Annotated in this window: 21 protein-coding genes and 1 tRNA gene; 13 read left to right on the top strand and 9 right to left on the bottom strand. The window is 68.5% G+C overall.

Annotated features, from left to right (window positions below; all coding sequences use genetic code 11):
- Positions 1-222 precede the first annotated feature (222 nt).
- Positions 223-1392, top strand: coding sequence for a glycosyltransferase 61 family protein (locus tag V5F49_RS01130; protein WP_394116361.1), 1170 nt, complete (start codon positions 223-225; stop codon positions 1390-1392).
- A 32-nt stretch (positions 1393-1424) separates the two neighbouring features.
- Here V5F49_RS01130 and V5F49_RS01125 read toward each other — a convergent pair whose 3' ends face one another.
- From V5F49_RS01125 to V5F49_RS01110, 4 genes are read right to left on the bottom strand one after another with little or no spacing between them, the layout of a single operon-like run.
- Positions 1425-2279: a beta-1,6-N-acetylglucosaminyltransferase gene (locus V5F49_RS01125; RefSeq protein WP_394116362.1), complete on the bottom strand. Its 855-nt coding sequence runs from the start codon at positions 2277-2279 to the stop codon at positions 1425-1427.
- 25 nt (positions 2280-2304) lie between these two features.
- Positions 2305-3114 carry an ABC transporter permease gene (locus V5F49_RS01120; protein WP_394116363.1) on the bottom strand — a complete coding sequence of 270 codons (810 nt, stop codon included), beginning with the start codon at positions 3112-3114 and terminating at the stop codon, positions 2305-2307.
- Complete coding sequence (locus V5F49_RS01115; RefSeq protein WP_394116364.1) at positions 3111-3767, bottom strand: ABC transporter ATP-binding protein; 657 nt, start codon at positions 3765-3767, stop codon at positions 3111-3113. Before V5F49_RS01115 ends, V5F49_RS01120 begins: the two co-directional genes overlap by 4 nt.
- A gap of 8 nt (positions 3768-3775) precedes the next feature.
- A complete protein-coding gene (locus tag V5F49_RS01110) occupies positions 3776-5053 on the bottom strand; it encodes a KpsE/RkpR family capsule polysaccharide export protein (RefSeq protein ID WP_394116365.1) in 1278 nt (425 codons plus the stop codon).
- Positions 5054-5251: 198 nt separating this feature from the next.
- On the opposite strand from V5F49_RS01110, the gene V5F49_RS01105 reads away from it, so the two are divergent.
- The 6 genes from V5F49_RS01105 (at position 5252) to V5F49_RS01080 (ending at position 12551) form a co-directional block, all read left to right on the top strand.
- On the top strand, positions 5252-6838 hold the full coding sequence (locus V5F49_RS01105; RefSeq protein WP_394116366.1) for a glycosyltransferase family 4 protein: 1587 nt from the start codon (positions 5252-5254) through the stop codon (positions 6836-6838).
- 251 nt (positions 6839-7089) lie between these two features.
- Complete coding sequence (locus V5F49_RS01100; RefSeq protein WP_394116367.1) at positions 7090-8085, top strand: NAD-dependent epimerase/dehydratase family protein; 996 nt, start codon at positions 7090-7092, stop codon at positions 8083-8085.
- The gene (locus V5F49_RS01095; protein ID WP_394116368.1) at positions 8010-9329 is read left to right on the top strand and encodes a glycosyltransferase family 4 protein; all 1320 of its coding nucleotides are present in this window, start codon (positions 8010-8012) and stop codon (positions 9327-9329) included. Before V5F49_RS01100 ends, V5F49_RS01095 begins: the two co-directional genes overlap by 76 nt.
- Before the next feature lie 32 nt (positions 9330-9361).
- A complete protein-coding gene (locus V5F49_RS01090; protein ID WP_394116369.1) occupies positions 9362-10180 on the top strand; it encodes a class I SAM-dependent methyltransferase in 819 nt (272 codons plus the stop codon).
- A 1-nt stretch (position 10181) separates the two neighbouring features.
- A complete protein-coding gene (locus V5F49_RS01085) occupies positions 10182-11462 on the top strand; it encodes a KpsE/RkpR family capsule polysaccharide export protein (protein ID WP_394116370.1) in 1281 nt (426 codons plus the stop codon).
- 12 nt (positions 11463-11474) lie between these two features.
- Positions 11475-12551, top strand: coding sequence for a hypothetical protein (locus V5F49_RS01080; RefSeq protein WP_394116371.1), 1077 nt, complete (start codon positions 11475-11477; stop codon positions 12549-12551).
- Between the two features lie 255 nt (positions 12552-12806).
- Here V5F49_RS01080 and V5F49_RS01075 read toward each other — a convergent pair whose 3' ends face one another.
- A complete protein-coding gene (locus V5F49_RS01075; RefSeq protein ID WP_394116372.1) occupies positions 12807-14114 on the bottom strand; it encodes a KpsE/RkpR family capsule polysaccharide export protein in 1308 nt (435 codons plus the stop codon).
- A 10-nt stretch (positions 14115-14124) separates the two neighbouring features.
- Positions 14125-15174, bottom strand: a complete 1050-nt coding sequence (locus V5F49_RS01070) for a polysaccharide biosynthesis/export family protein (RefSeq protein ID WP_394116373.1) — start codon at positions 15172-15174, stop codon at positions 14125-14127.
- A gap of 296 nt (positions 15175-15470) precedes the next feature.
- Between V5F49_RS01070 and V5F49_RS01065 the strand changes: the two genes are divergently transcribed.
- Positions 15471-16280 carry an SDR family NAD(P)-dependent oxidoreductase gene (locus V5F49_RS01065; protein WP_394116374.1) on the top strand — a complete coding sequence of 270 codons (810 nt, stop codon included), beginning with the start codon at positions 15471-15473 and terminating at the stop codon, positions 16278-16280.
- A 377-nt stretch (positions 16281-16657) separates the two neighbouring features.
- Positions 16658-17215, top strand: coding sequence for a dihydrofolate reductase family protein (locus V5F49_RS01060; RefSeq protein WP_394116375.1), 558 nt, complete (start codon positions 16658-16660; stop codon positions 17213-17215).
- Between the two features lie 55 nt (positions 17216-17270).
- On the opposite strand, the gene V5F49_RS01055 is transcribed toward V5F49_RS01060, so the two are convergent.
- Positions 17271-18317, bottom strand: coding sequence for a GlxA family transcriptional regulator (locus tag V5F49_RS01055; protein WP_394116376.1), 1047 nt, complete (start codon positions 18315-18317; stop codon positions 17271-17273).
- A 125-nt stretch (positions 18318-18442) separates the two neighbouring features.
- On the opposite strand from V5F49_RS01055, the gene V5F49_RS01050 reads away from it, so the two are divergent.
- From V5F49_RS01050 to V5F49_RS01040, 3 genes are all read left to right on the top strand, one after another.
- The gene (locus tag V5F49_RS01050) at positions 18443-19279 is read left to right on the top strand and encodes an alpha/beta fold hydrolase (protein WP_394116377.1); all 837 of its coding nucleotides are present in this window, start codon (positions 18443-18445) and stop codon (positions 19277-19279) included.
- 79 nt (positions 19280-19358) lie between these two features.
- Entirely contained in the window at positions 19359-20552 is a 1194-nt protein-coding gene (locus V5F49_RS01045) for an MFS transporter (RefSeq protein ID WP_394116378.1), read from the top strand.
- Positions 20553-20638: 86 nt separating this feature from the next.
- On the top strand, positions 20639-21889 hold the full coding sequence (locus tag V5F49_RS01040; RefSeq protein WP_394116379.1) for an alpha/beta hydrolase family protein: 1251 nt from the start codon (positions 20639-20641) through the stop codon (positions 21887-21889).
- 341 nt (positions 21890-22230) lie between these two features.
- Here V5F49_RS01040 and V5F49_RS01035 read toward each other — a convergent pair.
- Both V5F49_RS01035 and V5F49_RS01030 read right to left on the bottom strand, forming a co-directional pair.
- Positions 22231-22307: transfer RNA gene (locus V5F49_RS01035), tRNA-Met, on the bottom strand.
- 715 nt (positions 22308-23022) lie between these two features.
- Positions 23023-23889 (bottom strand): RNA methyltransferase, encoded by an 867-nt coding sequence (locus tag V5F49_RS01030; RefSeq protein ID WP_394116380.1) that lies wholly within the window; start codon positions 23887-23889, stop codon positions 23023-23025.
- A 221-nt stretch (positions 23890-24110) separates the two neighbouring features.
- On the opposite strand from V5F49_RS01030, the gene V5F49_RS01025 reads away from it, so the two are divergent.
- Complete coding sequence (locus V5F49_RS01025) at positions 24111-25325, top strand: NADP-dependent isocitrate dehydrogenase (protein WP_394116381.1); 1215 nt, start codon at positions 24111-24113, stop codon at positions 25323-25325.
- The last annotated feature ends 172 nt before the right edge of the window (positions 25326-25497 follow it).

Here is a 25497-nt window from a genome sequence, read left to right as displayed (position 1 = left end):
GTTGCAACGGGTAACGGCGGCCGTTGCCCGGATGAAGTGGCGCTCATCCTCTCGCGCCTGGCTCCTGCGCTGCAGACTGATGGGCTGTCATCCCGAGCGCGTGGCCGCCGCATCTCGTGAACCCGGCCCGCCTGGACGCTTCGCAGCAGGGGCTCGCAGCGGTAAACGGTTTGAGGCAGAAGGGAATCACCCGCTACGGCTATGCCGATGTTCGGAGATGAAATGGCTGAGATCAAACACGCGTACCTGAAGCAGGCCAAGGTGCAGGCGTTCCGCGAGCCGGTCCTGAGCTTTGTCGGTGGCGTGGTTTTTGACAATCCCGAGGATCCCACGGTGTCGCCGCTGCGCCACAGCCGATATCGAAAGCCTTGCGATGCCGCTGCTCAGGACGCCGACTATTCCGCCTACTTGCCGGGGCGCTTCATCTATGGCGGACCAGTATACCATCATTTCGGCCATTTCGTCGCCGAGATGATGCACCGGATCATACCAGGCAGGCAGCTGCAGCCGGACTGGCCGCTGTTGTTCGTGGCGCCGCTTGGTAGTGGCGAAGCCGCGACGATTCCGGATTATATCAGCGCCGTTCTGGATTTTTTCGGGCTCCACGGTGAGAGTCTTCGGATCATCAACAAGGATACGGTCGTCGAAGAGCTTCTCGTGGTTGAGGCAGGCTCGGATTTCGGCGGTGGCCCCAAGCCAGGCTACACCGACCTTCTCGCTCAGTTTACACCGGCGCGTCTTGCCGAGCTGACGCCCGATCAGGTGACGGCCGAGAGGATATATGTCTCCCGCTCGCGCATCCCTCACGGTGGATCGTTTCTCGGAGAGAAATATCTCGAGCAATGGCTCGCGACGGCAGGGTTCAGGTACATATTTCCCGAGGAGCTGCCCTACGCCAATCAGGTGAAGGCTTATGCGAGCGCTCAGACGGTGATCTTCGCCGAGGGTTCTGCGTGCCATGGCGCCGAAGTCCTGGGAACTGCGGCGATCCAAAACTGTCTTCTTGTGGGCAGGCGTCAGAATCACATGCACATCTTCATGGATGTTCTGCGGGCTCGCTCCAAGGTCTTTCACGGGCTCGTGTGCGGGCCGGATCTCGGGACCGCTGTGGGGCGAACGGGCAGTCATGAGCCGCTGCCGAATTTCGGCGTCAGCCTGCTGGACCGTGCAGTGATTGTTCAACTGCTTACGTCAGGCAATGTTCTGCCCGATACGCCATTCGACGTGGAAGCCTACCTTGCTGCAGCGGAAAGCGAGCTGCACGCCTATCTTGCCTACCACAAGAATCGGCCGTCCCCGCTTTTCGAGCCTTGCTTTTCCGATACGTTGCTGGAGCGCTTTGACGCCGCCGTGAAGGATTATGGCGCCCCCATCTCGCATCCGGGGGGCTGAACGCGGCCGGGCTGGCACCGGTCTTCAGTCTTCTAGCGCGCCGCAAGGTCTCGCACGAAGTCCTCTATTTCAGGTTTGCCGACAGCAACCTTTCTGAGCATGGGGGTGTCGCGGGTGTTCGCGGCCCTTATTTCTGCGACGGATCGAAAGATGTAAGGACGCGGAGTTCGTGTCCAGTCCGTGAATACAAGCGCCTTCGTTCGGGGCAGCGGGCCAATGACCGTGTGGATGTATTGCTCTTCGGGAATGGCCGAAAATTCGAAGCTCTCCCGGAGGTGGGCGTCGCTGTGATAGCTTGCGATGAACTTGTCGACCTGCGCGCGCGTCAGGCACCACCACGTTCCGCCGTCAAACATTGGATTTAACTGCGCTTTTCCCGTTTTTTGCAATGCCTCCATGCGCTTGATCGTCGCGATCATCTCAGGTGTCCACGCGCGGTCGAGGCGTTCTGTCGTGCGAGGGTTCGTTGCGAAAGAATCAAGGTAAAAGTAATTCTCGTATCTGGCGATCCATTTGGGATCTGACGTGGGGTAGATTTGAATCCACTCTACGTCGTCAGACATGCGTTCTCGGAATTCGGTTTTAGGAATGAGGGGAATGGTGTCTTCGGTAAGAAAGGCGATCCGGTCATAGTTCGCGGTCCGCAGCGCCTGCTCGATGGTCGCAACGCAGGCCTTCACGGTATTGAACCCGCCCCAGAAGATGGGAAAACGAAGCTCAGACAGGGTTATGTTGCCATTCAGCTTGGCCACGGCTTCATATGGCGCAGCATCTGACTTTGCGTCGACGTGCACGTAAACATCTGCAATGCGGTCAAAATAGTGTGCCAGCAGCGCAGCCCCTGCCGCGCTCTGCATGTATCCAAGGCAAACCACCGCCATCGTCATGCGCCACCCTCACCTGAGACTGGGGTCATATTACTCTTCTCATCAGCGCAAGTATGGTCATTCCGGTCAGGACGAGGCAGATCAGAGCGGAATTTAGCATGGTCTGATCGAGGAAAGTGCTATAGTATTCGGCATAATACGCCGTTCTGAATGAATCTATTATTTGACATAGGGGGTTGTAGATCAAGAGATCGCGTACTTTGTCGGGCGTTGAGTCCGGGAGAAAAAAAATACCCGATACCGCCCACAAAATCGGGCCGAGAACGTTGCCGAACAGATATGCGAGCGGAACAAGCGGACCTATGGAGCCGAACACCAGCCCCGTGCCGATGCCAAAAAGCCAGGCTTGCGATAGCGCGACAATGAAGCCCTGCCAGTTCGCGACTGTTGGCTGATGGCCAAGCGCGGCGAGCGTGCCGAGGACAATGAAAACGACGAGCGTTGCGGTCACGATCTCCAGGATGGCGCGCGAGGCGAACAGATCGAAAATGTCGACGCCGGGAAAATAGAGCAGCGACCTGTTCTGCGCGAGCGTCTGCATGATCTGGCGGTGGCCGTACAGCCAGACCACGAAGGGCAGCACGCCGGTCATCAGGAACAGCGGGACGTCCGTTCCGATGGCGGCCGGGCGGCCCAGAATGGTCGTGACGGCGATCGCCACCGTCAAATGCGCCAGCGGGATCAGCAGCCCCAGCAGGAAGCCGAAATAGCCGGTGCCGAACCGTGTCTGCAGGTCGCGCATGATGACGGCGCCGACCACGCGGGCGTGCATGGAGAGGGCGGTGCGCCAGCTTTCGCCGGCGAAGCGGGTGGGCGGGGAGGGGGACATGCTCATGCCTCCATCGCCTGGCGGTGGACCTCGATGGCGTCGTTGATGTCCTCGAACACCATCAGCCGCCCGCGCTGGAGCACCATGCCGGCGGTGCAGTAGTCGCGGATGGTGCCGGTGGAGTGCGATGCCATGATCATGCCGGCCCGGGCCCGGCGCTCGGCGAAGGCGCGCGCGCATTTGAGCTGGAAGCGCGCGTCGCCGACGGCGGTGATCTCGTCCACGAGGTAGAATTCGAACTCCACCGCCATCGACACGGCGAAGGCGAGCCGCGAGGTCATGCCGGAGGAATAGGTCTTCACCGGCATGTCGAGGTCGCGCCCGAGCTCGGAGAAGTCCTCCACGAACTCGGTCACCTCGGCGATGTCGCAGTCGTACACGCGGGCGAGGAAGCGGATGTTCTCGCGCCCCGTCATCTGCGGGTGGAAGCCCCCCGCGAATCCGAGCGGCCAGGACAGGCGGACCGACCGGTAGACGCGGCCGGAAGTGGGCGCCTCGGTGCCGGCGATCAGCTTCAGGAAGGTGGATTTGCCGGCGCCGTTCTGGCCGAGCAGGCCGTAGCTTACGCGCGGGTCGAGCGTGACCGAGACATCCTTCAGCACCACCTTGCGCCGCAGGTGGGTCCAGTAGGTCTTGGTGAGCCGGTCGGTGACGATCATGGCGCCGCTCAGCTCTTCAGATGGCGCATCAGCTCGAAGGCCGACACCACCACCAGCCACAGCAGCGCGAACAGCAGCGCCGCCGCCACCGGCATCCAGAAGCGGTGCGGCCAATCGTTCTCCTGGGCCAGCACCGGCTTCACGAAATTGGCGAGATAGAGCCCCTGCCGCTCGGCGGTCACGCGGGCCTGCTCCAGCGCGGCGGCGGCGGCGGTGTACTGGCGCTCGGCGATCTGGCGCTCGAGGTCGAGGGTGTCGTAGCGCGTCATCACCGCGGAGAGGGTATCGGCCGATCCGGCCGGCGTGGTCAGGCGCGCCTTCAGCGTGGCGATGTTCTCGCGGATCGCCTGGCGGCGGGCTTCCAGCAGGCCGAACTGCGGGGCGTCCGGGCTCAGGGTGCGTCGGGCGGTGGCCAGCTCCTGGTCGATGAGCACCTGGTCGCTCTCGAGGTCGCCGAGCAGCTTGGCGATGCCCTCGTTGGTGCGGGCGGGGTCGATGACGCCCACCTCGTTGCGCAGGTCGCGCACCGCGGCCCGCGCCTTGCGCAGGCGCGCCTCGGCGCGGGCCAGCTCGGCCTCGGCCTGGGCCACCGCGTCCTTGCGGGCGCGCTCGCCGAGCTTGTTCACCATGTCCTCGCTGAGGCCGACGATGGCCTGCGCGATCTTCAGCGAATCCTCCGGCGAGAACGCCCACACCTTCACGGTGATGATGCCGGAGGGCGTCTCGATGGCGGTATCGATCTGGCTGCGCCAGCTGCGCTCCAGCCGCTCGATGGGCCGGTTCGGGTTGAAGCGGGAGATGGGGTCGATCTCCGGCCGCGAGAACAGCCGGCGCAGGCCGACGCGCTCGTCGAGGGCCGCCACCGCCGCGAGGCTCTTCACGTAATTGGCGATGATGAGCGAATCCTGCACCTCCGACAGCCCTTGGAACGCCCCCGCGCCGGCGAGGTTCTCGATGCCCGAGTGCTCCGCGGTCCGCACGGCGAATCGCGCTTCCGAGAGGTACTGGCTGGAGCAGAAGAAGACGAAATAGATCGCCACCAGCACCGACGGGATCACGACGATGGCGATGAAGCTGGTCATCAGGGGCAGGCGGAACGCGGCGAGGGCCTGAACCTCCGCGCTCCAGAAGGCGGAGCTGGCCGGGCGGACGGCGGATTGCCGCAGCCGGGCCTCGCGCGCCTGCCGCCGCAGCTCCTCCCGAAAGCGCGCGTTGCGCCGCACCAGCGCCTCGGTAGAGGCGGGCTGCGCCGGCAGGTGCTCCACCGATGCGACATTGCGGTTCAACGTGCCAACCTCGTCCTCAAGCCCGGGCAGCGCCCGGCGTTCAGCTTTTCTGGCCGGCACCACACCGCGGCGACCGTGGATGGCGGGCGCCGCCCGGTACCGGCGTGCGGAGCGGGGTGCTCTAGCCTTCGGTTGTCTTCCATGTCTATCCTAACGAGTAGTGGCGAGGCCACAAAATCCCCCGGACGATCGCAGCAGATGACCCCAGACCACCTTGCCCGCACGCCCGCGCGCCCCGGCTCCGCCGCAGCCGGGGAGGGGAGGGCAGAGGAGGCCGCCGGGGGCGCGCCCGATGCCGCGGTGGAGGCCCTGCGCGCGCAGGTCGCGGGGCTGGAGCGGCAGACGGCCGCCCTGCTGGAGGGGCAGGCGGCGCTCGCCGCGCAGCTCGCGGCCATGCAGGAGCACGCCAATCTCGTCGGTCACATGGTGCAGCAGATCCATGGCCGCCGCAGCCTTGCCGGAGGCATCCCGCTGCCGCTTCCCCTGCGGCGACTCGGCGAGCTGATCGCCGCGCCGGGGCCTTCCTGGCGCTATCTGACGGAGCTGGCGCAGTCCGGCATCATCGCCGGCGCCGAAGTGGTGCCCGACGGTCGCGGCGGCTGGCGACTCAGGCGCCGGCCGGTGGCGACTGCGCGCCATCTCGCGCGGGATTTCGGGGGGCTCATCTTCGGCCTTCAGCCGGTTGTCTATCGTGTGCGGCCGCATCATCCGCCGCTGGCGGTGCGGCCGCGCGTGCTGCATGTCATCCCGAACGTCTACGTGGGTGGATCGACCCAGCTGGTGGTGGACCTGCTGGAGCGGCTCGGCCACCGCTACGAGATGCAGGTGGTCACGGCCGGGCTGCCGCCGGTGGGCCGGCACGAGGGCATGGTGCTGCACCACGTGCCGCTCGGCAGCCCGCGCGCCGCGTTCGACAACCTGCTCGCCTCGGTGCGGCCGGATCTCGTGCATTTTCATTACTGGGGCGAGGGCGACCAGCCCTGGTACGAGGCGGCTCTCGCCGCCGCCCGTGCCACGCCCGCCGTCCTTGTGGAGAACGTCAACACCCCGGTGCCGCCGCTGCGCGACGAGGCGATCCGCACCTACGTGTTCGTTTCGGACTACATCCGCCGGCAGTTCGCGCCGGATGTGGCCAACGGAATTGTGGTGCACCCGGGCATCGATCTCGACCGCTTCTCGGCCGGCGCGTTCGAGCCGGGAGCGGAGGACACCATCGGCATGGTGTACCGGCTGGACCCGGACAAGCTCGACGCCGATTCCATCCTGCCGCTCATCGACGTGGTGCGGCGCCGGCCGTCGACGCGGGTCATCGTCGTCGGCGGGGGCACGCTGCTGCCGGTGTTCCATGCCCGCACGCGGGAGGCGGGTGTGCGCGGGAATTTCGAGTTCACCGGCGTGGTGCCGTTCGATGCGCTGCCCGCCCTCTACCGGCGGTTCCGGCTGTTCGTGGCCCCGGTGGTGCGCGAGAGCTTCGGTCAGGTCACGCCGTTCGGCATGGCGGCAGGGCAGGCCGTCGCCGGATACAGGGTCGGGGCGTTGCCCGAGATCCTGGGCGGGGAGGAGACGCTCGCCGCATCGCGGGACGCTCTGGCCGACATCGTCGTCTCCCTTTTGAACGACCGCGAACGCCTGGCGGCCCTCGGCGCCGCCAACCGGACCCGCGCGCCCATGTTCGCGCTGGACGGGATGATTGCCGCCTACGGACGCATCTATGCGGAAGCCCTGGGCCTTGATGCGGACCTGATGCCGGGCTTTCCCCCCGCCCGCCTCTACCCAGAGGTGTGACCTTCCTGCAATACCCGTATCTTTGTTGTGCGGCGCAGCGGGTTTCGCTTGGCGTTGGGTCACGCTCTGGTCCAGAATGGAAAAGGTCGGGGCTTGGATAGATGTCGGCGCGGTTTGCATTTTGAGAAATTGCGCTTCATCAAACCTCAAGCTGGGAATGTAGGTACAGTTTCGTATTATTCCGGTGTCGGTATGGATAGATTCCTGCCGTACCCAGCGGAGAGATGCGGGACTTCCAAGGGGTTGGGGGAATGACATCTCTGATTGTCGGCGGTAGCGGGCTGATCGGTCAGCGCCTGTGCGCGCGGCTGTCCCGGCAGTCCGTCGGCATCGTCGCCACCGCGCGGCGCATGGGGGACCTGCCGGCAATTCCGCGCGTGAGCTGGAAGTGCGTTGACCTTGCGACATGCACCGACTGGGACGCGCTGCTCGACGGCGTGACCACCGTCTACCATCTCGCCTGGTCCACCATTCCCGCCAGCGCCGACCCGGATCCGGCGCGCGACATCATCGAGAACGTGGTCGGCACGGTGCGCCTGCTCGAGGCGGCGCGGCGCGTGCCCGGCCTGCGCATCGTCTTCGCCTCCTCCGGCGGCGCGGTCTATGGCCCGGCGGAGGGCCTGCCGGTGCATGAGACCCATGCCACCCGCCCGGTCAGCGCCTACGGCATCTCCAAGCTCATGGTGGAGCACTATCTGGAGAAGCACCGCGCCCTCTACGGGCTGGACGCGGTGGCCCTGCGCATCGGCAATTGCTATGGCGCCGGCCAGCACAAGCACAAGGGCCTCGGCGCGGTGACGCTGTTCGCCCGCGCCGCCCTGCGACGCGAGGCCATCAGCCTGTTCGGCAACGGCGGCGTGGTGCGTGACTATGTCCACGTGGACGACGTGGTGGATGCCCTGATCGCCGCGGCCATGCGCCCGACGGTGCCGGGCCCCATCAACATCGGCTCCGGCGTGGGCCACTCGCTCATCGAGGTGATCGGCAAGCTGGAGGCGGCGCTCGGCCGCCGTATCGAGGTCCAGCGGGCGGCGGCGCGCACCTTCGACGTGTCCGCCTCGGTGCTGGACGTGTCCCGGGCCCGCGAGCGGCTGGACTGGACCCCCGCCATCACCCTCGATCTGGGCATCGAGCTGCTGCTCGGCGAGCTGCGCAGCGAACTGGAAGCGGAATGCGGGTCGCGCTCTACGTCCATTGTTACTATCCCGAACATTTTTACGGTACGGAAAGCTATACTCGGACAGTAGCGCGCGAGCTGGCGGCGCTGGGGCACGAGCCGGTCGTCGTCACCGCCACCTTTCCTGGCGAGCCGGCGCAGCCCGGCCTGGTGGAGCGCTACACCTTCGACGGCATCCCGGTCATCCGCATCGACCGCAACGTCCACCCCAACACCGGGCTACGCGACACCTACGGCCTGCCGGCCCTGCGGGCGGTGCATGAACGCATCCTGCGCGGCATCGCGCCGGACGTGGTCCACGTCTGCCACCTCATCAACCACACCTCGGCGCTGCTCGAGGTGACGCGACGGCTCGGGCTGCCGACGGTGGCGAGCTTCACCGACTTCTTCGGCTTCTGCTACACCAACAAGCTCAGCGACATCCGCGGCCGCCTCTGCGCCGGGCCCAACGCGGCGCGATCGAACTGCGTGGCCTGCGCGCTGTTCGGCGACGATGCGGCGCGTGCCGGGGTGACCGGACAGGTCGGCTCGCGCCTCCTTCCGCCGGTGGTGGCGCGGCTGCCGGGGCTGGTGCCCGCGTGGACCGAAATGATCCGCGCGCTGAAGGATCGCCCGGCCCACCTCGCGGCGGCCTATGCCTCCTACGCCGGAGCGCTGGTTCCCACCCGCTTCATGCAGGATGCCTACCGGCGCAGCGGCATTTCGGTGCCGGTGGAGCTGAGCCGCTTCGGCATCGACATCGACCGCGCGCCCAAGCCGGTCCGCGCCGCGGGTCCGGTGCGGCTGGGCTTCGTCGGCCAGCTGGCGGAGCACAAGGGCCTGCACCTGCTGCTGGATGCGCTGCGCCGGCATCCGGCGGGGGCGTTCACGCTCGACATCTACGGCGACGAGAAGCTCGATCCGCCCTATGCAGTCCGTGTCCGCGGCCTCGCCCAGGGGCTGGAGGCCACCTTCCGCGGCACCTTCACGCTGGACCGCATCGCGGCCGTGCTGGGCGAGATGGACCTGCTGGTCATTCCCTCCACCTGGGTGGAGAACAGCCCCCTCATCCTGCTGCAGGCGCTGGCGACCCACACGCCGGTTCTGGTGGCGGACGTGGAGGGCATGACCGAGTTCGTGGAGCCGGGCCGCAACGGCTTCACCTTCACCCCCGGCTCGGTGACGGCGCTCGCGGCGCGGCTGGCAATGTTCGCGGAGCAGCCCGGCCTTGCCCGCGACATGAGCGCGATGACGCATTATGAACGAACTTCGCACCATATGGTGCAGGACGTGGCGGCGCTTTATGCGCGCGCGCTGGAGCGTACGGCGGGGTGATGACGGGGACGATGGCTGCGGAGAGGACAGGCTTGCGCGCGGCGGTTCCGGCCGCGGCGGTCGGCATCGACGGGGATTTCGAGGGGTGGCTCGCCCGCAACCTGCTGCCGCCCGGCGCAGCGGGCACGGAGGAGGTCGCGCCGTTCCCTCCGGCCGAGCTGATGCACAACACCACCGGCCTGACCGACCCGGCGCACTTCGCCTCCCACGGCGTGGACTTCATGCGCGCGCTCGCCCGCCTCAGCCCGGTGCGGCTCGCCGATATCGGCGACATCCTCGACTTCGGTGTCGGCGTGGGGCGGCTGGCGCGTCTGTTCCGCGGCTGCCGGGGCCGCTACGTGGGGCTCGACGTGGACGCGCGCCACATCGCCTGGGTGGACGAGCACCTCGATCACGTGGAGGCGGTGGCCACCGAGCCGCGCGCGCCCCTTCCCCTCGCCGACGGCAGCTTCGATGCGGTGGTGTCCATCTCCGTCTTCAGCCACCTGAGCGAGGCGGACCACCTGTTCTATCTCGGCGAGCTCGCCCGGGTCGCACGGCCGGGCGCGCTGCTGTTCCTCTCCATCCACGGCGCGCGGGCGCTGCGGCGGGCGATCGAGGAGGAGCACATCTTCGCCATGCTGGCGATCCCGCAGGAGGAGCTCGCCGCCGCGCGCGAGCGGTTCGCGGAGCACGGCTACGGCTTCATTCGGCAGGACGGCCACCTCTCCAGCGATGCCTATGACTACGGCATCACCTTCATCTCGCCCGATTACGTGCGCCGCCACTGGGATGCCCGGTTCGAGGTGGTGGCGATCGGCGAGGGCGCGCTGCACGATTTCCAGGACGTGGTCGTCCTGAGGGCACGCTGACATGGCCGGGCTGCCCGTCGCCCCGCCGATCCGGGTCCTCATCGAGCGCAGCCGCGCCTTCGCCGTGCTGCCGTTCGTGCGGCCGGTGCTGCGCTGGAAGCGGCTGCCGCGGACCTACGGCACGGGGGCGACGGCCTCGGCCCGGTGGTTCCAGCTGCTGCGCATCACCTTCGCGGTGCTGGTGGTGCTGCCGGCGGCCATCGCCGCGCTTTTCACGGGCTTGGTCTCGACCCCGGTCTATGTCTCGGAGGCCCGGCTTGCCATCCGCGAATCCCTCGCCGGCCGCACGGTGAGCGACCAGGGGCCGGATGCCAAGGGGCTGATCGCCGGCGCCATGAGCGCCCTCGCCGGGCTGCTGGGCAGCGCCGGGGGCTCCTCGCAGGCGCAGGCGCCCTTCATCCTCGTCAACTACATCACCAGTCGCGCCTTCGTGGCCCGGATGCAGAAGGACGGAGTGCTTCATGCCGCGTTCGCCCGCCCCGGCATCGATCCGCTCTCGGCGCTCTCCGCCGATGCCAGCCTGGAGCAGGCGTGGCGCTACTGGAACCGGCATGTCACCGCTGCGGTGGACCGGCGCTCGGAGATCGTCCTGTTGCGGGTGCGCGCCTTCTCGGCCGCGGAGGCGCAGGCCATCGCCGAGCGGGTGCTGAAGGACGGCGAGACGCTGCTGAACGACATCGTCGCCGGCACCCGCGCCGACACCGTGGCCCGCGCGCAGGACCAGTTCGACCGGGCCCGCCAGCGCTACACCGAGGCGCTGGTGCGCCAGCAGGAGTGGCGGGCCAGCCGGCGGGCCATCGATCCGGTGCAGGCCGCGGACGCGCTGGCGCAGAGCCTGCTGCGGCTGGAGCAGGAGCGCATCGCCGCCGACCGCGAGATGCGCGCGCTGCAGCGCCTCTCCGCGCCGGATGGGCCGACGCTGGGCGTGCTGAAGGACCGGGTGCAGGCGCTCGACAAGGAGATCGCCGACTTCAGGGCCCGCCTCGCCCGCTCCGATGCCGGCGGCACGGCGGTGGAGGCGCTTGCCGCCTATGAGGAGGCCGAGCTGGAGGTGCGGTTCGCCGAGACAATGCAGTCCATCGCCCTCGCCGGCCTGCAGGAGGCGGAACGGCGCGCGCGGGCGCAGAGCGCCTTCGTCAACGTGTTCGTGCCGCCGAGCCTGCCCGCCGCGGCATCCGAGCCGGTGTGGTGGAAGACCGGCCTGTTCGTCTTCACCCTCGGCACCATCCTGTGGATCAATGCCATGATCCTGGTCGCGGTCATCCGCGACCATCGCCGCTGAGGGGGCCGGGGCGTGCTGTTCAGCATCGACGAGGATGCGGGAAGCCGGGTCGTCGGCTGGATCATGCCGGACAATCCGTCCAGCACGCCGCACGTGGCCGTCTTCACCGGCGGGGAAATGCGCAAGGTGGTGCGCGCCACCGTGCTGCGCCCGCTGCTGCGCGAGCAGGGCCTGCACGAGACCGGCATCTGTGGCTTTGTGGTGGACCAGCACGTGCTGGCCGACATCGAGGGCGCGAGCGACCTCGAGCTCTATGACGAGGCCACCAACATCCGCATCTACCGCCGCCGGCCGCCGGCGGCGAAGGCGGACCTGAAGCTGTTCCGGCTGGAGACCCGCCTCGTGCCGCAGGTGGGCATGACCGAGCCGCTGCAGGACCTGTTCCACATGGCCTTCACCCGGCTCGACCGGGTGCCGGAAGAGGCGGCGCGGGCGATCATCGGCATCGCCTTCACGCCCTCCATCTTCTGCTCCGGCCGGCTCTATTTCCGCGCCTACGAGCCGCTGCTGAAGGATCGCGGCTTCAAGTGCTCGGTGCTGGTGCGCGATCCGTTCGAGGAGATGGCCGAGCAGCTTCTGGCCCTGCGCTGGGCGGTGAAATCCCCCAGCCTCGCCTATTCCGTCCTCGCCGATGCCTTCCGCCCGCTGGTCGACAGCCTTGCCCGGGCGGACGTGACGCAGATGGGTGACATCGAAGGCTGGCTCGGCACCCTCACGCCGTTCGAGCGCGCCCAGCTGTCCAATCCGCTGGCGCGGCTCCTGACCTGCCGCAGCTCGGACGAGAACCCCGAATCCTCGGCCGTGGAGCAGGCGCTGCAGACGCTGGCGGACATGGACGTGGTGGGGCTCGCCGGCGACGAGGAGGCCTACTGGGCCACCCTGCGCGCGGTGCTGGAGCTGGACCTGCCGCCGCTGCCATCGCTCGCCACCTCCCGCCAGGTGGGCGAGCTGGCCCAGATGGTGCGGGGCTGGACGGTGGTGCAGGACCTGATCTCCGCCGACCTGCAGATCTTCTCCGACCTGACCGAGGCCGCCCGCCGCGCCGACGCCGCGGTGGACGAGGCGGTGGTGGAGCCGGCCGCCTCCTGATCCGGCCGCCCCCCGGTCCGGGTGTGCCGGGGCCCGGCCTGCGCGCGGGTCCGGCCCGTGCGGTCGTCGGGTGCCGGCCCGCATCGGCGCGCCTGCCTGCTCCGGCTGTGCGTCCGGGCCCAGGCTCTCTCGCAGGGCGCTGTCCGGCCGGGCGCAGGCGCGATCAGCGCACGTCGCGCGTCCCGTCCATCACTCCGGCGACGGCTTCGCCCGGTGGTCGGCACGCCAGCGCGTGTCCCTCCGCGTGGACCCCCGCTATCGGGTGCGGGCGTAGACGCTGCCGACGTAGAGCGTCACCACCGCCCAGAACGCGAACAGGATGCCGGCCACCGCCGCCGTTCCGGTGAGGGGGGAGGGGAAGTCCGTCTCCATCGGCAGGGTGGGGGCCATGAAGGTGAGGATATAGACCTGCTTCTGCCCCTGCTGGGCACGGGCGTCGAGCAGTTCCGCCTCTGCCTGCCGCAGCCTCTGCTCGGCGAGGCGGCGGCGCACCTCCATCTCGGCGGCGGCCTTCAGGTTGGCGCTGGTGCCCGCCGCGGCCTGCCCGGCGCCGAGCAGCTCGGCATCGAGCGCGCCGATCTTCTCGTCGAGCGAGCGCATCCGCTCCCGGAGCGCGCGCACCACCGGCGAATCCTCGTCCAACCGCGCACGGGCCACGGAGATGTCCGTGTTGAGGCTGGAGCGCTGGTCGCGCAGCTTGGCGATCATGCCGAAGCTGTCCAGCGCGGTGCGGGTGGGGTCGAGCGTGCCCTGGGCGTTGCGGAACTCCTCCAGCGCCGACCGGGCGGCGGCGAGCTCGGTGAAGGCGGCGCGCTCCTCGGCCTCGGCCTGGAGCACCCGGTCGCCGCGGTTGCGGTTGGTGAGCTCGTTGGTGACGGCCTCGGCCTCGCGGACCACGGCGGCGGCGACCATCGCGGCGCTCTGCGGGCTGAAGGCGTGCACCTGCACGCGGATGACGCCGGACAGCGTCTCCAGGCTCACCTTCACCTGCCGGTTCCAGTAGGCCACCATGTCGTCGACGCCGGCGGTGGGGGAGAGCCCGAACACCGGGTCGCTGGCGGAGATGCCGAACACGCGCCGCAGGTCCAGCTGCTCCTGCAACGCATCCACCATGGCGCGGCTGCGCAGGAAGTCGACCACCACGCGGGCTTCCTGGGTGTTGGGCACCTGCGGCACGCCCCCGGCGGACACGGGGCTGGAGCCGCCGGCCACGGTCTCCAGGTTGCCGCGCACCACGAAGCGGGTCTCGGACTTGAACTGCGGGGCCGCGAAGGCGGTGAGGTAGATCAGGGTCGCGACGCTGGGCAGGACCACGCCGACTGCGAACGAGAGGATGGCGACGTCCAGCCGCGTCAGCCGGCTGCGGGCCGGGCGCGGGGGGGCGGGGAAGGCCGGCCGGCTCGCCTCGGCCTCGGTGCGGGACGCGGCGGGCAGGAAGCGCGCGAGGTTGGCGGCGACGGGCGACAGGATGCGGCCCAGCCTCCGGCCGCGGGGGGCGGGAACCTTGGCCGTCCCGGTGTCCTCGGCGGCGAGCGTGCCGCGCGGGCGAGCCGGGGAAAGCACGGCCACCCGCCTATTGGACCACCGCCGCCGTGCTGACCACAGGCGCGGCGACGGAACTGAACAGCGAGGTGATCTTCTGGATGTCGGCCAGCGGGGCGTTGGCGACGTAGATCGCGTCCTTGTTGCGGATCTCGAAGCCGCGGGCGAGGAACACGAAATTGGGGTTGCGCATGTTCCAGCGGTAGATGACGCGCACGTAGCCGTTGCTTTCCAGCGGCCGGGCGTCGGGCCGCAGCTGGGCGGCGAAGCGCACCTGCTCCAGCCGCATCAGGTAGACGCCGGAGGGGTCGGCCCGGTTGTCCATCACGCCGCCGACGCGCGCGACGCCTTCCTCGAGCGTGATGCCCACGGCATCGAACGGCACGATGGTCGGGTTTCCGGCCGCGCCGAACACGGTGAAGGTCTGCGGGTCGCGGATCACGACGATCTTGTCCAGCGGGCGGACGTAGACGTCCTCCTTGGGATCGTTGAGCAGCCGCTGCATGGGCAGGGTGACGGTGGTGCCGCCGCGGCTCAGGCGCACGAACACCTCGTGGGCGGGCACCTTGATGCCGCCGGCGGCGGCGATCACGTCCAGCACCCGGTCGCCGCGGGGCGAGAGGGGCACGACCGCGCCGTTGGTGGCCTCGCCCAGCACGGTGACGGAATTGGAGACGCCGCGCGTCACCACCACCACCGCCTGCGGCTCGATGGCCTTGCCGGCGAGGCGGTCGACGATCGCCTGCTCGATCTGCGAGGGGGTCTTGCCGGCGACGGGGATGCGGCCTGCATAGGGAACGGTGATGGAGCCGTCCTGCGCCACCTGCTGCTCGGGAATCACCGCGCTGCGCGAGCCGGTGCCGAGGCGGTCGATGATGGGGCCGGAGAACAGGCCGCCCGCCGCCGCTTCCCAGATGGTGACGGAGAGCACGTCGCCCACGCCCACCACATAGCGGGAGGGCGGGCGATAATCGCCGAACCGGCCGCCGAAGGTTGCGGGGCGCTGCTGCGCCAGCAGGGAAAGGGTGCGGTCGTCCACGTCGACGAGGAGGTAACGCTGATCGTCCTCGGGCTGCGCCATCTCGATCTCGACGCGGGATGGCCCCGACGAGGGAAGAACAGTGCAACCATTCGTTGCGCCGGCAATCAACCCAGCCGCCAGCAGCCCGACCCAGCCCTTCATGCGATTCCGCTTCTTTATGCCGACGAGACCTGCCGCCGTTATACATGGCGACGCAGGCCAGTGCGATCTAGGGATACAACGTTTAAGGGAGCGTTGCTTCGCTGCAACATTCGCAGATTGCATTTAAGTGCGCTGCACGTCCGCGGCGCCCGGGAGCGGGGCTGGCGGCATCGGGGACGGGGGAGGATCGGGGTTTGGACGCGGCTGCACGGCCACTGGCCATCATCACCGGCGGCTCCAGCGGAATCGGGCTGGCGGTTGCCGGGCTGCTGGCCCGGAAGGGCTGCCGCGTGGCCCTCGTCGCACGCGATTCCGCGCGTCTCGCAGCAGCGGCGGAGCGCCTTGCGGCGAGCGGCGCCGGCGGCGTGATGACCCGCCAGGCAGATGTGGCGGACGGGGCGGCCGTCACCGCGGCCATCGAATCCCTGATCGCCGAGGGGGGGCCGCCGCTCTGGCTCGTCACCGCCGCCGGCATCGTGGAGCCGGGCTTCTTCCTCGACCAGGATCTCGCGCGCACCGAGGCGCAGCTGGCCGTCAACGTGATGGGCACCGCCGGCGCAGTCCGCGCCGCAGTGCCCGCCATGGTCGCGGCCGGGCGGGGGCGCGTGGTGCTCGTCTCCTCCGGCGCCGGCCTGTTCGGGATCGCCGGCTATGGCGGCTATTGCGCCAGCAAGTTCGCCGTGCGCGGGCTGGCGGAGGTGCTGCGGGTGGAGCTGGCGGGGACCGGCGTCTCGGTCACGCTGGCTGTGCCGTCGGATACGGATACCCCCCAGCTCGCCTACGAGGCCGAACGCCGCCCAACCGCCATCGCGCCCTTCGCGGGGGCGGGGCCGGTGCTGGCGGCGGAGGCGGTGGCCCGGCACATGGTCGCGGCGGCCGAACGCGGCCGCTTCCTGTCCGCCCCGGGGCTCCGGCTTGGCGTGCTGGCGTGGCTGCAGGATTTCATCTCTGCCCGGACCGCGGCCTTGCAGATCCGCCTGCTGCGCCGCGCGGACAGGCGCTAGAGCATGGCGCGCAGGGCCTGAGGCGCTGTGCTCCCGCGAAGCCGTGCGGTGGCCGAGGGAGATGCAACCGTCTGGCCGCAGAAGCCGACCTGCGCCCGGTTCCTCCTCCCGCGTGAGAGAGCCCGCAATTGAGGTGTGGCCTCAGGCGACCACGGTTTCCGCTGCGATTGTTGCGGCAATCTCGGGCCGATGCTGGCGCGGTCCTGCGCATCCGGCATGAAATCACGGCTCCAGTGGACGTTGCCTCGGTCCGACCCCTAGATCTGGCGGCGATTCAGCAGTTCAGGTGGCACGGATCTTGTCCAGTCGCCGGGATTCCACATCGACCGCGAGCGATTGGTCTACGTGTTCTCCGTCATATGGCGTAGCCTTGCCGCATGGGACTATTGACCTTCAGCATCAACATCACCCTGGACGGCTGCGTCGACCACCAGGAGGGCATTGCCGACGACGAGACGCACGCTTTCTTCACCCGTCTTATGGACGAGGCCGGAGCGATGCTGTGGGGTCGCGTCACCTACGAGATGATGGAGAGCTATTGGCCGGCAGTCGCCCGCAGCGGCGGCGATGCGCCTGCGGCGATACGCGAGTGGGCGGTCAAGCTGGAGGCCAAGCCGAAATACGTGGTGTCGTCGACGCGAAATGCCTTCCCGTGGACCAACAGCCACCACATCGCCGGCGACCTGCGCACGGGCGTCCAGAAGCTCAAGGACGCAACCCCGGCCGGCGTGCTTCTGGGTAGCGGCAAGCTCGCGACCGAGCTGGACCGGCTGGATCTGATCGACGAGTACATTCTCCTCGTCCACCCCAGAATCGCCGGCCACGGCCCGACCCTCTACCAGAGCGGGCTTCCCCGCACGCGACGGCTTGAATTGATCTCGGCCACGCCGCTCCGCAGCGGCGCCGTCGCCATGCATTACCGGCGCGCCCTGTAATTTCGTCTCGAACCGGGCATTCATCCTTCAGGCCGGTACGCGCAGCGGGCGTGCTCTATCGGTCGGCAGCTTCCGGACTTCCCGCGTCCTCAGGCGGCGCGCCCTCGCGCATGGCCGCGATCCCGAAACGCTGGCGGTACTCGCGCGGACCAAGCCCCGTCACCTTGACGAAGACCTTCCGGAACGCGCCCGGATCCTCGTAGCCGACATCCCACGCGACCTGCTCGACGGGGCGCGTGGTGGTCTCCAGCATCTCGCGCGCCTTGCCGACGCGCAGATGCTGGCAATATTCGGTCGGCTTCAGCCCCGTCGCCTTGTGGAAGCGGCGCAGGAAGGTGCGCGGCTCAAGTCCCGCCTTGCGCGCCATGGCGTCGAGGGTCGCATCGCGGGCACAGGTGGCCTGGAGCCAGTGCTGGACCTTCAGAACCGCCTCGTCGCCGTGGCGCAGCTTCGGCGAGAACACGCTGTAATAGCGCTGCTCGCGGCCCGGCGGGTCGATGAGCAGGAAGCGCGCGGTCTCAAGCATCGCGGTCGGTCCGAGAAGCCGGTCCACGAGCTTGAGCCCGAGGTCCGTCCAGGCCATGAGGCCGCCCGCTGTGATGAGGTCGCCATCGTCGATGACGAGCTTGTCGACGTCCATGCGGGCTTCGGGAAACCGTTCCGCGAAGTCGTTAGCGTAGAACCAGTGAGTGGTGGCGGGGCGGCCCTCCAGCAGCCCGGTCTCGCCGAGCAGGAATGCGCCGGCGCAGACCGAGGCGAGCGTCGCGCCGCGGGCATGGCGCTCTTTCAGCCAGATCGCCAGAGGCGCCGCCTCGTCGGCGGTGATCGGGGCGATGACGGCTGGCGGCATGATGACGAAATCCGGTTCGCCCGCGGCGCCCGGATCGCTGTCGAAGACGCGTTCGGCGCCCTCGCCGTTTTCCCGGCCGCGCCAATGGCTGACGCGGAGGCGCGGCGCGCCGTCGCCGAGACGGCGCTTCACCATCAGGTTGGCGACCGAGAAAAGGTCCGTCAGTCCATGCGCCGCGCCGAGCTGCGCGCCGGGATAGAGCAGGACGGCGATCTCCGCCAAGGGGGGCGCCAAGGGTGTCGGTTTCGTCATTTGTCACTTATGGCCTGAAATCTGTCCATCACGCCAATCCGAAAGCGAACCGCCGGCCACTAGTGTCTCTCCATCGAACGAGCAACCGGGGACGACGCCCCGGCCACACCGAGGAGTTCCGCATCATGAGCACGGTCATCACCACGGACGGCGCCGAAATCTTCTTCAAGGACTGGGGTCCGAAGGATGCCCAGCCGATCATGTTCCATCACGGCTGGCCGCTGTCGTCCGACGACTGGGACGCGCAGATGCTGTTCTTCCTGTCCAAGGGCTATCGCGTCATCGCCCATGACCGGCGCGGTCACGGCCGCTCAAGCCAGGTCTGGAATGGCCACGACATGGATCATTATGCGGCCGACGCCGCGGCGGTCGTCCAGCATCTCGATCTGCGCAATGCCGTCCATATCGGCCATTCGACCGGCGGTGGCGAGGTCGCCCGCTATGTCGCGCGGCACGGCAAGCCGCAGGGCCGGGTGGCCAAGGCGGTGCTGGTGAGCGCGGTTCCCCCGCTGATGGTGAAGACGCCGAACAATCCCGGCTGCCTGCCGATCGAGGTGTTCGACGGCTTCCGCAAGGCGCTCGCCGACAACCGGGCGCAGTTCTTCCTCGATGTCCCGACCGGGCCCTTTTATGGCTTCAACCGTCCGGGCGCGAAGATCGACCAGGGCGTGATCAACAACTGGTGGCGCCAGGGCATGATGGGCTCCGCCAAGGCCCATTACGACGGTATCAAGGCCTTCTCGGAGACCGACCAGACCGAGGACCTGAAGGCGATCACCGTCCCCACCCTCGTGCTGCATGGCGAGGACGACCAGATCGTCCCGATCGACGACAGCGCCCGCCTCTCGGCCCCTTTGCTGAAGAACGGCACTTTGAAGACCTATCCGGGCTACGGCCACGGACTGCTGACCATCAACGCCGATGTCCTCAACGCCGACCTGCTCGCCTTCGTGAAGGGCTGAGCCACCCACGATGGGCGCGCCGCCGATGGTGCGCCCATTGCCGCCGGACTCGCATCTCGCATCAAGGTGGAGGGCGCACATGATCCCCCCGGAAAGCCGCACGGCGGTCTTCGCCATCATCATCGCCGCCTTTGCCGCCACGCTCGGCATCGGCATGCTGATCCCGGCGATCCCCGCTTTGACGGTGGGCCTGCCGGCGGTGGCGCACGGCGCGCTCATCTCCGCCTTCGCCTTCGCCCGCATCCTGGTGGAGGTGCCCGCCGGATTCGCCATCGATCGCGTCGGCGCCCGCCTCTCCTCGGTGATCGGCCTCGGCATCGTGATCGCGGGCGCGCTTCTGGGGGTGCCAGAGCTCGGCTACGGCATGCTCGTGGTCTCCGTCGTGGTGCAGGGCGCGGGCATCGCCATCTTCTCCACCGCGGCCATGACCGCCCTCATCAACATCTACGGGCCGGCCGGGCGCGGCACCGCGCAGACCCTGTTCCAGGGCGCGCTGCTGCTCTCCTACTCCGCGGGGCCTGTGGTGGGCGGCTACGTGGTCGGCGCGTTCGGGCCGCGCGCGCCGTTCATGGTGGAGGCGCTGCTCGGCATCGTCGCCTTGCCCATCTCGCTGCTGATGCCCAAGGCCGCCGCCATGGCGAAGAAGGCGGTGGGCCCGCTCCGCCTCACGCCGGGGCTCGCCAGCGGCACGGTGATGACCTTCGCGGGCTTCCTCGCCCGCATCACCATATCCTGGGTGGTGGTCCCTGCGGTGGCGAGCACCATGCTCGCCCTTTCGCCGCAGCATTATGGCCTGATCATCGGCGCGGGCACCGCCCTCAACCTCGTGTTCCTGCCGCTGAACGCGCGCCTCATCGACCGCTGGAGCGCCAGCCGGACGGTGCTCGCCGCGAGCGCGCTGACGCTGGCCGGCGTGGTGCTCATGTGGCTCGCGCCGGTGCAATGGGCGCTGTGGGCGGGCACGGCCTCCGTCATGATCGGCACCAGCGCGCTGGTGACGGCGGCGGCTACCGTGGCGCTGGAGGGCATCCTGCCCGAGCAGACCGGTGCGGTCACCGGCACCAACCGGGCTGCCGGGGACATCGGCACCGCGCTGGGGCCGATCCTCGCCGCGGGGGCGACCACGCTGCTCGGGCTGACGGCGGCCGGCGGATTCGCCATCACAGCCGCCGTGCTGATGGTCTGTCTTGCCGCCTTCGCCGTGCTCCGCCTCTCGCTCCCGGAAGCTCCCGCGGCGCGGGCCGCGACCACGGCGGGCGGCAGCGAATGCTGAGGCGCGGCCAGCGCGTCATCTTGATCTCGGTACCCCGCGCATCGACCTGCGGCCGATGCGATAGTCCTGCGGAGAGGATAGCGACCATGCTGTTCAAGAACGCGTTCCATGAGGACTTCGGCACCTGGCCGCTGGCTTACATCCCCTATGGCGGCGCCGATTTCGGCGAGGTGAGAGCGGTGGCGGACGCCGTGGGGGACGGCGATGACAGCGCCTTCCATGATGCCTTCGTCGCCGCCGGCGACCGGCTGAAGGGGCAGGGCGATGCAGCCCTCGCCAAGGGCCATGAGGCGAGCGCCCGCGACTCCTACCTGCGGGCAAGCGTGTTCTACGCCGCCTCCTTCCACCCCCTCTTCGGCGCCCCCGTGGACCCGCGCCTCCTGGCCGCGTTTCGCAAGCAGGTGGAGGCTTTCGACAAGGGACTGGCGCTCGGCCCTCATCCGCTGACGCCCCTGAGCATCCCGTTCGGCGAGACGCCCATGCCGGGCTATTTCATTCCGGCGCACGGCTTCGAGGCCGAGACGCGGCCGCTCGTCATCCTCAACAACGGCTACGACGCCACCATCACCGACACCTATTTCGCCTCCGCGGTGGCGGCCTCGCGGCGGGGCTATCATGCGCTGCTGTTCGACGGTCCCGGGCAGGGCGCGATACTCTATGAGCAGGGCATCCCTTTGCGGCCCGACTGGGAAGTGGTGATCACCGCGGTGGTGGACTTCGCGCTGACCTCGCCGCTGGTGGATCCCGAGCGCATCGCGCTCTATGGCTGGAGCCTCGGCGGGCATCTGGCGCCCCGTGGCGCCTCCGGTGAGCCGCGCCTCGCCGCCCTCATCGCCGATCCGGGCACCTGGAGCATCGCCGATGGATTCCGCAAGGTGGTGGTGGACAAGTTCGGCGTCGCCCCCGAGGCGGCGGCCGATCTCGGCACGCTGGAACAGGCGGTGATCGAACGTCTGGACGCGGTCATCCGCAAGGACCGCACGCTCCATTGGAAGGTGGTCCAGCGCGGCTTCTGGGTGCATGGCGTGGACAATCTGCGCGCCTTCTTCGCCGCCGCCGAGCCCTTCACCATGAAGGGCCGGGCCGAGCTGATCCAATGCCCCACGCTGATCACCCAGGCGGAGAATGATGGGCTGGCCGCCGGTGCCGGCGCTTTCTTCGATGCGCTCAGCTGCCCCAAGACCCTCGTCCACTTCACCGCCGCCGAGGGCGCGGACGGGCATTGCGAGATGCAGAACCGCTCGCTCCTCAATCGCCGCGTCTTCGACTGGTTGGATGAGCAGTTTGCTCGCGGTAAATCCGGCGTTCGCCAATCGGTTGGCTCTGCGAGAACGTGATGATCGCGTGTCACAACTGGATGACATCTGTATGCGGTGGCCGTTCCGTCATGGCTCTGCCTGGAAAATCCAGGTTGCGGCGCAGAAGCGCAGCTCTTTCCGCAGCCTTCTCTTTGCGCTCGTCGAGGCGGTCTGCCTACCACCGCATCGGCGGTATCCTGTTCCTGCGAGACTGCCGCGCGATGTGGAGAGGCTCACTTTTCACCCCAGACGGGAGAGTGAGTGCCGCCCCCGCGCGCAGACGTACCGCCGGGGGCAACATGGTGGTGACTTGGCCCCAAACGCCAAAAGGGCCGCCTTGCGGCGACCTGTACGAACGTGCTGATTTTCAAGGGAATTTTTGGTTGCGGGGGCAGGATTTGAACCTGCGACCTTCAGGTTATGAGCCTGACGAGCTACCGGGCTGCTCCACCCCGCGTCCGAGCCAACGTTGAGCCGGCGAAGCGGCCGTTGACGAGGCGTATGTAGCAACCCCCGGCGGGGATGGAAAGGGCAGGGGGGAAAAAAAGCGCCGGCCCGGCGGTGCCTGTGGACGAAATGGGCGGGGAGCGTCCGATAAATCCATACAACATATTGATTGTAAACGAAAATAATCCAGCATGCGCCGGACGCATGGGGCGGTTGAGCGGGCGGGCGGCACGGGGCCGGAGTTCATGAACTTCGGCAGGATCGGCGACGTTCGGCGCCTGTTCGCATCAAATCCGTGTCCGGCGATGCCGGCCGCGCGGTCAGGCGCGGGGAGAGCAGGGCGGAGATGGCCGCATTCGATCCGATCGCGCCCGCCATCCGCGTGGCGCCGGGGGCCGCCCGCCTTGCGCCCGAACTGCCCCACCCGGGGGCGCCGGATGATGCGGCGGACGCCGACCGTGCCGTTCCCCTCCCGCGAATGCCCACCCTCAGCGCTCGCTGTCGCCATCCGCCCGGCGCGGGAGGATGCGCCGGCCGGCGGCTGCTTCCTTGCCCGCCGACGCAGGAGCGGGGCGATTGGTGCATCCTGCCGGGGGCGACAGCGCCCGCGGGCCACCTTCCTAGCCGGCCTTCCCCGGCCAGTCTTTCCTAGCCGGCCTTCCCAGCCAGTCCTTCCCAGCCTGTCCTTTCCCAGCCAGTCCTTCCCGACCTTGAGGCGAACGCCGTCAGGCCTCGCCGTCGTCGGCCGCGCGGGGAGCGCGCGCGGTCTCCTTCTCGCTCTTGCGGGCGGCGGCGCGGGCGTTGTTCTCGACCTTGCGGGCCTCGCGGCCGGCGCGGCCTTCCTCCAGGGCGGTCACCGCGCCGTGCAGGGTGGCGAGATCCTGCCGGGTCAGGCCCAGCCGGTGGAAGATGTTGCGCAGGTTGCGGATGGTGGAGGGCGCCTTTTCCGGCGAGCGGAAGAAGCCGGCCGTCTCCAGCGCCCCTTCCAGGTGATCGAAGAAGGCGAACAGGTCGCCCTTGTCGGCCAGAGGCGAGCGGTCGGGCGGGGCGAAGGGCAGGGCGCCGCCGCTCGCCGCCTTCGACCATTCATACGAGGCCACCGCCACGCAGGTGGCGAGGTTCAGCGAGGCGAAGGCCGGGTTGACCGGCAGGGTGAGGATGGCGTCGCACAGGGACACCTCCTCCGTATAGAGGCCGGTGCGCTCGCGGCCGAACACGAGCGCCACCTCCTCGCCCGCCGCGAGACGGGCGAGGGCATCGCCCGCCGCGCCGTCCGCGCCCAGCACGGGCTTGGCCATGCCGCGCTCGCGCGCGGTGGCGGCGAAGGCGTAGTTGACGCCGGCCAAAGCGGACCGCAGATCGGGAAACAGCTCAGCCTCTCCCAGGATGCGGTCGGCGCCGGCGCTGAACACGCGGGCCTTCTCGTTCGGCCAGCCCTCGCGCGGATTGACGATCCGCAGGCGCGAGAGGCCGAAATTGCCCATGGCCCGCGCCGCCGAGCCGATGTTCTCCCCAAGCTGGGGCTCCACCAGGATGACGAGGGGCCCGCCCTCCATCCACGGCTTGGTGCTGTCGGTACCCGAACCCGGCATGATCTCTCCCGTTTGCGGGCTCTGTCGCACGGCGGGGCCGGCGAAGTCGAGAGCCGGCTCGCGGTGGGAAATTATCTCACGCGTGCGACGAAGGTTGCGGCTTTTGCGGCGGGCTGTGCCGGTGCTATAGCGGCTGCGTCGAGGATCGTCGGCGTGCCCCGCTCCACCGGTCCTCCGCCAGTTTCTCCAATGCTCTGGAAGCAAGAGCGAAAGGTCGACCCATGGCGAAGATCAAGGTGGCGAACCCGGTCGTCGAGCTCGACGGCGACGAGATGACCCGGATCATCTGGCAGTACATCAAGGACAAGCTGATCCACCCGTACCTCGACATCGACCTCGAGTATTACGATCTCTCCGTCGAGAACCGCGACGCCACCAACGACCAGGTGACCGTCGACGCGGCCAACGCCATCAAGAAGCACGGCGTGGGCGTGAAGTGCGCCACCATCACGCCGGACGAGGCGCGCGTGAAGGAGTTCAACCTCAAGGAGATGTGGAAGTCGCCGAACGGCACCATCCGCAACATCCTCGGCGGCGTGATCTTCCGCGAGCCCATCATCTGCCAGAACGTGCCGCGCCTGGTGCCGGGCTGGACCCAGCCCATCGTCGTCGGCCGTCACGCCTTCGGCGACCAGTATCGCGCCACCGACTTCAAGGTTCCCGGCAAGGGCACGCTGACCGTCACCTTCGTGGGTGAGGACGGCACCAAGATCGAGAAGGAAGTGTACAAGTTCCCGGGCGCCGGCGTCGCGCTGTCCATGTACAACCTCGACGAGTCGATCCGCGAATTCGCCCGCGCCTCGCTGAACTACGGCCTGCTGCGCAACTATCCGGTCTATCTCTCCACGAAGAACACGATCCTGAAGGCCTATGACGGCCGCTTCAAGGACATCTTCCAGGAAGTCTACGAGGCCGAGTTCAAGGAAGAGTTCGACAAGCGCGGCCTCACCTACGAGCACCGCCTGATCGACGACATGGTCGCCTCGGCGCTCAAGTGGTCCGGCGGCTACGTGTGGGCCTGCAAGAACTACGACGGCGACGTGCAGTCCGACATCGTGGCCCAGGGCTTCGGCTCGCTCGGCCTGATGACCTCCGTGCTGATGACGCCGGACGGCCAGACCGTGGAGGCCGAGGCCGCCCACGGCACCGTGACGCGCCACTATCGCGAGCACCAGAAGGGCAAGGAGACCTCCACCAACTCCATCGCCTCCATCTTCGCCTGGACCCGTGGCCTCTCCCACCGCGCCAAGCTCGATGGCAACGCGGAGCTGGCCAAGTTCGCCGCCACCCTCGAGAAGGTGTGCGTGGACACGGTGGAAGAGGGCTACATGACCAAGGACCTCGCCCTGCTGGTCGGCGCCGACCAGAAGTGGCTGTCCACCACCGGCTTCCTCGACAAGATCTCCGAGAACCTCTCCAAGGCCCTCGCGGCCTGAGGCTGACGCCTCGGGCTGGCGTCGCGAGGCGCCGTCCGGGCCCGGTTCTTCCCCAAAGCCAAAGGGCCGCCTCCGGGCGGCCCTTTTTCGTTCGGCTCTTCTGCGTTCGGCTCTTCTTCGTGCGCCTGTGCCCGGCGGCACCGGGCGGCAGATGCTGCGGCGACTGATGGTC

Source organism: Xanthobacter lutulentifluminis (genome assembly GCF_043194675.2).
In the GTDB taxonomy this organism is placed as follows: Bacteria; Pseudomonadota; Alphaproteobacteria; order Rhizobiales; family Xanthobacteraceae; genus Xanthobacter.
Note: the sequence above shows the minus strand (reverse complement) of the source record. Positions and strands in the feature narration are given on the sequence as shown.

What these genes read in the sequence shown, in the direction of transcription:
- V5F49_RS01055 (WP_394116376.1), bottom strand. Translation starts at nt 18,317, where the DNA reads ATGACGAAACCGACACCCTTGGCGCCCCCCTTGGCGGAGATCGCCGTC.
- V5F49_RS01130 (WP_394116361.1), top strand. Translation starts at nt 223, where the DNA reads ATGGCTGAGATCAAACACGCGTACCTGAAGCAGGCCAAGGTGCAGGCG.
- V5F49_RS01125 (WP_394116362.1), bottom strand. Translation starts at nt 2,279, where the DNA reads ATGACGATGGCGGTGGTTTGCCTTGGATACATGCAGAGCGCGGCAGGG.
- V5F49_RS01045 (WP_394116378.1), top strand. Translation starts at nt 19,359, where the DNA reads ATGATCCCCCCGGAAAGCCGCACGGCGGTCTTCGCCATCATCATCGCC.
- V5F49_RS01060 (WP_394116375.1), top strand. Translation starts at nt 16,658, where the DNA reads ATGGGACTATTGACCTTCAGCATCAACATCACCCTGGACGGCTGCGTC.
- V5F49_RS01030 (WP_394116380.1), bottom strand. Translation starts at nt 23,889, where the DNA reads ATGCCGGGTTCGGGTACCGACAGCACCAAGCCGTGGATGGAGGGCGGG.
- V5F49_RS01100 (WP_394116367.1), top strand. Translation starts at nt 7,090, where the DNA reads ATGACATCTCTGATTGTCGGCGGTAGCGGGCTGATCGGTCAGCGCCTG.
- V5F49_RS01105 (WP_394116366.1), top strand. Translation starts at nt 5,252, where the DNA reads ATGACCCCAGACCACCTTGCCCGCACGCCCGCGCGCCCCGGCTCCGCC.
- V5F49_RS01115 (WP_394116364.1), bottom strand. Translation starts at nt 3,767, where the DNA reads ATGATCGTCACCGACCGGCTCACCAAGACCTACTGGACCCACCTGCGG.
- V5F49_RS01120 (WP_394116363.1), bottom strand. Translation starts at nt 3,114, where the DNA reads ATGAGCATGTCCCCCTCCCCGCCCACCCGCTTCGCCGGCGAAAGCTGG.
- V5F49_RS01095 (WP_394116368.1), top strand. Translation starts at nt 8,010, where the DNA reads ATGCGGGTCGCGCTCTACGTCCATTGTTACTATCCCGAACATTTTTAC.
- V5F49_RS01085 (WP_394116370.1), top strand. Translation starts at nt 10,182, where the DNA reads ATGGCCGGGCTGCCCGTCGCCCCGCCGATCCGGGTCCTCATCGAGCGC.
- V5F49_RS01025 (WP_394116381.1), top strand. Translation starts at nt 24,111, where the DNA reads ATGGCGAAGATCAAGGTGGCGAACCCGGTCGTCGAGCTCGACGGCGAC.
- V5F49_RS01040 (WP_394116379.1), top strand. Translation starts at nt 20,639, where the DNA reads ATGCTGTTCAAGAACGCGTTCCATGAGGACTTCGGCACCTGGCCGCTG.
- V5F49_RS01070 (WP_394116373.1), bottom strand. Translation starts at nt 15,174, where the DNA reads ATGGCGCAGCCCGAGGACGATCAGCGTTACCTCCTCGTCGACGTGGAC.
- V5F49_RS01050 (WP_394116377.1), top strand. Translation starts at nt 18,443, where the DNA reads ATGAGCACGGTCATCACCACGGACGGCGCCGAAATCTTCTTCAAGGAC.